Consider the following 6,571-nt stretch of genomic DNA (forward strand, 5'->3'; position numbering starts at 1 on the left):
CCGGAAATATAAGCCTGCTTGCACTTAAAAACTAAGTGTGCTTACATTGCCCCGCCGCCCACCCCGGGCGGCAGGGCCTCCCCGGCGCTGTAAATCCCCTGCGGCGCCGGGGTCGCCCTCCACCACGGAGGCGCGACCATGTCGAACATCACCATCGCTGCCCTGGCCATCGCCAGCCTGGCGCTGCTCCTGAACCTGGCTTGCACCTACGTGCTCTGGCGCGAGGGGCTGTTCTCGCCAGCCCAACCTTTCCCCTCAGAGGCGTCCGAAGCGTTTGCGGACGGTGACCCCGCAGGCCGTTGTGGCTGTGCACCAGCGGCAGCGGGCCTTCTTGATCTGCCCCCTCACGTTCGGCTCAGCAGCAACGGTGATCTGAGTTCTGGGCTCCATTCGGAGCGGCAGCTTCACCTGATTGAAGTAGTCGGAGTGCACGACCATCCGCTTTCCCCAGTACGCATGCCGTCGGAGCGCAACCTCGCTCAAGGTCACTGGGATATAGCCGAGGTTGGTGACCTCGATGCCGATGGTCCACTGGCCATCGGGGAGAGTCATGAGCGACACCAGTCGCACGCGCAGGCGAACCGAATCTCGACGAACCATCCACCAGGCGTTGAAGACGCCAAGCGTGGCGCCCACGACGGCGATTCCAAAGGTAGTCCAGCCGATCCAGTCCATGCGTCGCCCCCTGCACGTTCGCAGACCCAGTCTACTGTCCATGGGGGTGCGCAGTGACCACGCTCACCCTGGACCACCTGTCCGAGCCGCAGCGCCAGGCGCTGCAGGGCCCGCCGGCGCGGCCGGCCAATCACTTCGACCAGCTGGCCGGACGCTTCGCCGCCCAGGCCGACAAGGCGCTGTCGCAGGGCCGCCCGCTGGCGGCGCGCACCCTCGAGGGCTACGCCCGCCTGGCCCGCGATCTGGCCGCGCCCGACACCGACGCCCGCTACAGCTGCGACGGCTGCGAGGCCGCCACCGAGCGCGCCGACCTGGTCGAGCGCCCCGAAGGCTTCCTCTGCCCTGACTGCGTGCAGCCGGGGGTGCGGGCATGAAGCTCTGGCTCGGCTGGATCCTCGTGCACTCGGTGCTGGCCGCATCGCTGTGGTCCGGCTTCGTCGATGGCGTCGAAGGCGCTGCACGAATCGGCCTGTTCGTGTGCTGGGTGCTGATCGTCCTTTCGTTCTTCGCGCATAGCGACCGCGTCCAGGCGAAGCGCGACGAAGACCCGGTGCCCACGTGGCTCAACGTGCTGGTCGACCTGCTCGTACTGCTCTTCCTCGTCTGGCACGACGCCGTGCTGACCGCAGCCTTCTGGCTGCTGCACATCGGCCTATGGCTTTCCGCCCGCGAGCTGCGCAGGACTGCCGGGAGGGCACCGAAGTGAATTCCCTGCACGGCAGCTGCTTCTACCTCTTCCTCGCCGGCCTCGGCACGGGCATCGCCTTCATGGCCCTGCTGCTGTTCCTGGCCGACAAGGCTGCGGCGCGCGAGGCGCGTCGCCAACTCCCGCTGACCTCGGACACGCCGCGTCGCCGGCGCTTCCGCGACGCCCTGACCGTGGAGACCACCACCATGATCCAACGCCAGCTCACGCCGGGCCCCGGCACCTATCCCTGCGCCTGCGGCCGCATGCCGCACCTGATCGAGACCCTCGGCAATCCGGACCCCAAGCGCCTGGCCGACAAGCCGACCACGGCCTACCACCTGGAGTGCCCGCCGTGCGGCATCACCACTGCCCGCGATGCGCACCAGCTGGTGCCGCAGGCGCAGTGGAACGCCGGCATTACCCATCCGATCGATGTCACCCGCGTATCGGCCTAGGAGCACGCCATGCAGCTGAGCCAGCACTACCAGGAAATGGGAACCGCGCTACTCGCCACGCGCGCCACAAGCCGGCCCGATGCGCCCGAAATCGCGGCCGCGGTGAAGCGGTACTGCACGCGTCTTCGTGCCAATGCCTCCGACACCGCCGCCGCCGTGAACTGGGCGCTGCGCCACACCGGCGACACGCTCAGCGCGATCCGTGCGGGCCGCCACCGCGCCGCCCAGCTGCACTGGCGGAGCACCCAGTCCACCCCGACCGAAAAGGCCTGACCCATGAACACCGAACCTGCCGTCGACGGCCCCGACTACCTCGACACCTTCGCCGACCGCCTGGCCAGCGAAGGCGCCGACATCGAGGCCGCACAGTTCCGCCGCCTCGCCCGCCAGTGGCGTGGCGACCAGGCGGCCGCCCAGGCAGCCGCCAACGACGCAACCGCGATCAACCACCAGCTGCGCAAGGCTCGCGAGGCATTGCAGCCGACCGTCGCCCACTGACAGCCAGAGGGAACGTCATGCTCTCGCCGAACATCCTCACGCCGAAGAAGCGCGCCGCGCTAGCCGACTGCGCCAAGGCCGGGCTGGTGCGCTGCGCCGGCGGCTACCGGGCGCCCGACGGCACCGCCGTGCACACCAAGCGCGTGGTGAACCAGCTCGCCAGCGACGGCCTGGTGACCGTGAGCTACTTCGAGCGCGACGTCGCCATCACCGAGCTAGGCCGGGACGTGGCCCAGGTCACCGCGCCACAGGCGAATGCCGCATGAGCGCCGCCGAGCAGACCTACGCGATCGAGGGCGAGCAGCTGACGCTCGAGCAGATCGTCGAGCGCGCTCGCCGCGCCGGCCTCGAGCGCCGGCACGTCCGCAGCCGCCTGCACTATGGCGATCGCACCTGGGAGCGCCTGCTGCGCAAGCCCAGCAACAAGCCCGGACCGGGCAACCGCGTCTTCTTCGGTCGCAACCGCCAGGGGAGGAAATGACCATGCTCCGATTCATCGCCCGCTTGCTGTTCAAGCACCTGGCGCGCCGCGTCGCCACCGCCCGGAAGCCCGACTTCATCGTCGGCGGTCCTGAAAGCCCGTACCTGCGCCGCTGGTGGGTGATCCCGCGAAACCGCTGGTTCAACGTGTACCTGCACCACTTCCTGCGCGACGACGACGACCGCGCGTTGCACGATCACCCGTGGCCCTGGTGCTCGATCCTGCTGGTCGGCAGCTACATCGAGCACACCATCGCGGCCGGCGGCATCCACCGTCGCCAGATCCGCGAGGCCCCGAGCATCAAGATCAGCGGGCCGAAGCGCGCGCACCGGATTGAACTGTTGCCGAACACGCCGAACCCGGCAAACGCATTTGAGACTTGGCCGCGCAAGCCGTGCTGGACCCTGTTCATCACGGGCCCTCGCGTCCGCGAGTGGGGCTTCCACTGCCCGCAGGGCTGGGTGCCGTGGGAGCAGTTCACGGATCCGGCGACCCACGGCGCCACCGTGGGCCGGGGGTGCGAGTGATGGCCCCGTCCTGCGCCCAGTGCCAGTACTTCGATCGTGCCCACCAGCTGCAGCCGGTGACGTACCACGGCAACACCCGGTTCCCGGCCACGGCGCGCTGCAAGCGTGCCGCGCCGCCCTGGCCGGTGGTCACCGACACCGACTGGTGCGGTCAGTTCGCCCCGCGCGTGCGGCCGGCGGCCCTGCACGAGGACAACGGCGCATGAGGCTCGCGAACTGCATGGGCGAGTCCCTGCGGCTGTGTGCCAGCTGCGCCCGCAACGTCGACAACCAACCGGCGCCGAGGAACGGCGTCGACACCCGCCAGTGGATCCAGCCGGTCACCCGCGGCGAACGCTGCTTTGACTGGTATCCGGAGCCACCCAAGCCCACTGCGCCCGCCACGGGCACCTGAACCCGGAGTTCCCATGTCCCCGATCATGCACGTCCCGCTGTCCAAGCTGACCCTGTCACCGCGCAATGCCCGCAAAACGGGTGGCCACGACGTCTCCGACCTGGCCGCGAACATCGCTGCGGCAGGCCTGCTGCAGAACCTGATCGTCGCGCCCAGCGACGCCGGCCCCGACCAGTTCGAGGTCATCGCCGGCGGCCGCCGCCTCTCGGCCCTCCAGCTGCTCGAGCGCGAGGGCCGGCTGCCCGACGCGATCGCCACCGACGGCGTGCCCTGCCGCCGCATCGACGACGAGGCCGCCATCATCGAGGCCAGCACCGCCGAGAACACGATCCGCACGCCGCTGCACCCGGCCGACCAGTTCGAGGCCTTCAAAGCCATGGTCGACGCCGGCAAGTCGATCGCCGACGTGGCCGCGCACTTCAACATCGCCGAGGTCGTGGTGCGCCAGCGCCTGAAGCTGGCCAACGTGCACCCGCAGCTGGTGCAGGCCTACCGCGACGACGAGGCCACGCTCGAGCAGCTGCAGGCGCTGGCGGTCACCGACGACCACACCGCCCAGCTCGACGTCTGGACCCAGTCGCGCGATCGCTGGGAGCGTGAGCCGCGGGAACTGCGCCGGAAGCTGACGGCGCGCGAGATCCCCAGCACGGACCCGCGCGTGCTGTTCGTGGGCCTGGCCGCCTACGAGGCCGCCGGCGGCCCCGTGCGCCGCGACCTGTTCTCCACCCGCGAGGATGCCTACGTGGCCGATGGCAAGCTGCTCGATCGCCTGGTCGACGAGCGCGCCGCGGAGCTGGTGGCCGACGTGCAGGCCGAGGGCTGGTCCTGGGTGGAGTTCAAGCAGCGCTGCGACTACAGCGAGCTGGCCGAGTATGGCCGGCACCCGACGGAGCCGACGTACCAGAAGCCCACGGCGGCGGACAAGGCGCGCATCAAGGAGATCGACAAGCGGCTCGAGCAACTCGACAAGCTTCTAGTGGAGATGGGCGAGAACGGCGACGACGGCACCGATGATTACGACCAGCTGTGGCAGGAACAGGAAACGCTCGAGGCCGAATCGCAACGCCTCAGCGCCGGCACCGAGATCTGGCCGGAGGAAGTGAAAGCCGTCGCCGGCGCCCTGCTGGTGCTCGACGTCCACGGCGGCGTGCAGATCCACCGCGGCCGCCTGCAGCCCGGGCAGAGCATCAAGGCCGGCAGGGTAGCTGGCCAGGCCAAGTCGGCCGACCAGCCCAAGAAGCCCGAGATCAGCGACGCCCTGGTGCGCCGCCTCACCGCGCACCGCACGCTCGCGCTACAGGCCGAGCTCGCTGCCAACCCCGAGGTCGCACTCAAGGCGGTCGTCTACACCCTGATCGAGGACGTGGAGCGCGGCATCGGCTACGAATCCCCGAGCCCGCTCAAGATCAGCCTGCGGCAAGCCGACCTGCCCGACTCGGCCGACCTGAAGCAGGCGCCGGCGAGGAAGGCGCTGCAGCTCGCGCTCAAGGGCTGGCGCGACAAGGGCCTGCCGACCACGGCCGCGGCGCGGCGCGCCTGGATCTTCCAGCAGCCGACCGAGGTCCTGCTCGGCCTGCTCGCCCTGGCAGCCGCCTACTCGGTCGACGCCGTGCACGGCAAGGGCAGCTCGAAGCCCGTCGCCGATGCCCTGGCCGTCGATCTGAAGCTCGACATGGCCAAGTGGTGGGCGCCGACCGCCGAGAACTACCTCGCCGCCGTGCCCAAGGCCCTCGTGATCGAGGCCGTCGCCGAGGCCTGCGGCAAGGACGAAGCCGCCGCGCTCACCACCCTGAAATCCGCCCCGGCCGTCGCCGAGGCCGCCAAGAAGCTCGCCGGCACCGGCTGGCTGCCGAAGGTGCTGCGCGGCCCGGGCTACGCCGTGGGCGCGAAGCCGAAGGCGGCGACGGCGACCAAGGCGAAGCCCACCGGTAAGGCGAAGAAAGCCGCCAAGAAGAAGTCAGCGGCCGCGAAGGCCTCGAGCGGGGCAGCGAAGTCGAAGACGCCGGCGAAGAAGGCTCCTGCGACGGGCTGGAGGAAGAAATAGGTCAGGACGCTGGAGATGCGCTTCGTGGACCGCAACGCGAAACCGCAACTTCAGGCTCTGGAAGACGGCGCTCTGGCCAAGCTCATCCGAGTCTTGGCCAGGCGCACCAAAGAGGATCAATCAATGTTGCACGCTGCGCGTCGAGAAGCACGCCGTCGGAGGAAGGAACGCCGCAATGGCTGAGGACATGACTCTCTTCCTTGTGCTGGCCGAATATGGCACGGCACAGATCCCGGTTGAGCGCTGTGCGAGCCACTTCGGCATGACACCGCAGGAAGCGAAGGCTGCAGCCCGACGCCAAGCGCTGCCCGTGCCCTGTTACCGACTCGGCTCGCAGAAGTCGCCGTGGGTTGTCGATGCGGCATCCCTGGCCAATCACATCCGATCGAAGCGCGAAGCCGCCGAGGCCGAGTGGAAGCGGATCCACGCCGCCTAGGAGGCAGACCCTATTCTTCGACCTCAGGCATGAGGCTAATCTGCCGCTTGGAATCAGGCACATCTAAGTCCTCGATGCCCTTGGTGGGAACCCCTGCCATCTTCGCCCTCTTCTTGAAGGGCACGTCATCAGTGAGAAGAACGTCTGCGTTTCTTGATTTAGCTATGGCCAGGATCTGTAGATCAAAGGTCACTTCTTTTGGCTCTGTTGAATTTCAAGTGGGTTGCCGGGCATGAGGGTTGATCACTGCGAAGTCGAGCTTGCCGGCGATCAGGAAGATGACGGTTCTGATAGTGGTGAAGCGGGTGAAGCCGCGAGCGCGGCGCTTGGCGGACTGAAACAGGCCGTTGAGCGCTTCGAGGAAGCCGTTGGT

At 68.6% G+C, this 6,571-nt stretch carries 14 protein-coding genes; 12 read left to right on the forward strand and 2 right to left on the reverse strand.

Going from position 1 to position 6,571, the window contains the following annotated elements; translation table 11 throughout:
- Window positions 1-255: 255 nt before the first annotated feature.
- Complete coding sequence (locus F0415_RS05940; RefSeq protein ID WP_149860276.1) at window positions 256-675, reverse strand: hypothetical protein; 420 nt, start codon at window positions 673-675, stop codon at window positions 256-258.
- A 53-nt stretch (window positions 676-728) separates the two neighbouring features.
- On the opposite strand from F0415_RS05940, the gene F0415_RS05945 reads away from it, so the two are divergent.
- The 12 genes from F0415_RS05945 to F0415_RS06000 all read left to right on the forward strand — a co-directional run bounded on the left by F0415_RS05945 (window position 729) and on the right by F0415_RS06000 (window position 6,198).
- On the forward strand, window positions 729-1,049 hold the full coding sequence (locus F0415_RS05945) for a hypothetical protein (RefSeq protein ID WP_149860277.1): 321 nt from the start codon (window positions 729-731) through the stop codon (window positions 1,047-1,049).
- A complete protein-coding gene (locus F0415_RS05950; RefSeq protein WP_149860278.1) occupies window positions 1,046-1,381 on the forward strand; it encodes a hypothetical protein in 336 nt (111 codons plus the stop codon). Before F0415_RS05945 ends, F0415_RS05950 begins: the two co-directional genes overlap by 4 nt.
- Window positions 1,378-1,818, forward strand: a complete 441-nt coding sequence (locus F0415_RS05955; RefSeq protein ID WP_149860279.1) for a hypothetical protein — start codon at window positions 1,378-1,380, stop codon at window positions 1,816-1,818. Before F0415_RS05950 ends, F0415_RS05955 begins: the two co-directional genes overlap by 4 nt.
- A gap of 9 nt (window positions 1,819-1,827) precedes the next feature.
- Entirely contained in the window at window positions 1,828-2,091 is a 264-nt protein-coding gene (locus F0415_RS05960) for a hypothetical protein (protein WP_149860280.1), read from the forward strand.
- A gap of 3 nt (window positions 2,092-2,094) precedes the next feature.
- Window positions 2,095-2,316 carry a hypothetical protein gene (locus F0415_RS05965; RefSeq protein WP_149860281.1) on the forward strand — a complete coding sequence of 74 codons (222 nt, stop codon included), beginning with the start codon at window positions 2,095-2,097 and terminating at the stop codon, window positions 2,314-2,316.
- A gap of 17 nt (window positions 2,317-2,333) precedes the next feature.
- Window positions 2,334-2,582 carry a hypothetical protein gene (locus F0415_RS05970; RefSeq protein ID WP_149860282.1) on the forward strand — a complete coding sequence of 83 codons (249 nt, stop codon included), beginning with the start codon at window positions 2,334-2,336 and terminating at the stop codon, window positions 2,580-2,582.
- Window positions 2,579-2,797 (forward strand): hypothetical protein, encoded by a 219-nt coding sequence (locus F0415_RS05975; protein WP_149860283.1) that lies wholly within the window; start codon window positions 2,579-2,581, stop codon window positions 2,795-2,797. The genes F0415_RS05970 and F0415_RS05975 overlap by 4 nt, the downstream gene beginning before the upstream one ends.
- A 2-nt stretch (window positions 2,798-2,799) precedes the next feature.
- Window positions 2,800-3,324, forward strand: a complete 525-nt coding sequence (locus F0415_RS05980; RefSeq protein ID WP_149860284.1) for a hypothetical protein — start codon at window positions 2,800-2,802, stop codon at window positions 3,322-3,324.
- The gene (locus F0415_RS05985; RefSeq protein ID WP_149860285.1) at window positions 3,324-3,530 is read left to right on the forward strand and encodes a hypothetical protein; all 207 of its coding nucleotides are present in this window, start codon (window positions 3,324-3,326) and stop codon (window positions 3,528-3,530) included. Before F0415_RS05980 ends, F0415_RS05985 begins: the two co-directional genes overlap by 1 nt.
- Window positions 3,527-3,718, forward strand: a complete 192-nt coding sequence (locus tag F0415_RS05990) for a hypothetical protein (RefSeq protein ID WP_149860286.1) — start codon at window positions 3,527-3,529, stop codon at window positions 3,716-3,718. The genes F0415_RS05985 and F0415_RS05990 overlap by 4 nt, the downstream gene beginning before the upstream one ends.
- Window positions 3,719-3,731: 13 nt before the next feature.
- The gene (locus F0415_RS05995) at window positions 3,732-5,762 is read left to right on the forward strand and encodes a ParB/RepB/Spo0J family partition protein (protein ID WP_149860287.1); all 2,031 of its coding nucleotides are present in this window, start codon (window positions 3,732-3,734) and stop codon (window positions 5,760-5,762) included.
- Window positions 5,763-5,937: 175 nt separating this feature from the next.
- Window positions 5,938-6,198: a pyocin activator PrtN family protein gene (locus F0415_RS06000; RefSeq protein ID WP_149860288.1), complete on the forward strand. Its 261-nt coding sequence runs from the start codon at window positions 5,938-5,940 to the stop codon at window positions 6,196-6,198.
- Window positions 6,199-6,412: 214 nt separating this feature from the next.
- On the opposite strand, the gene F0415_RS06005 is transcribed toward F0415_RS06000, so the two are convergent.
- The coding region (locus F0415_RS06005) for a transposase (protein ID WP_149859148.1) at window positions 6,413-6,571 on the reverse strand (159 nt) is incomplete at its 5' end.

The sequence above is a fragment of the Arenimonas fontis genome (assembly GCF_008386465.1).
Classification (GTDB): domain Bacteria; phylum Pseudomonadota; class Gammaproteobacteria; order Xanthomonadales; family Xanthomonadaceae; genus Arenimonas; species Arenimonas fontis.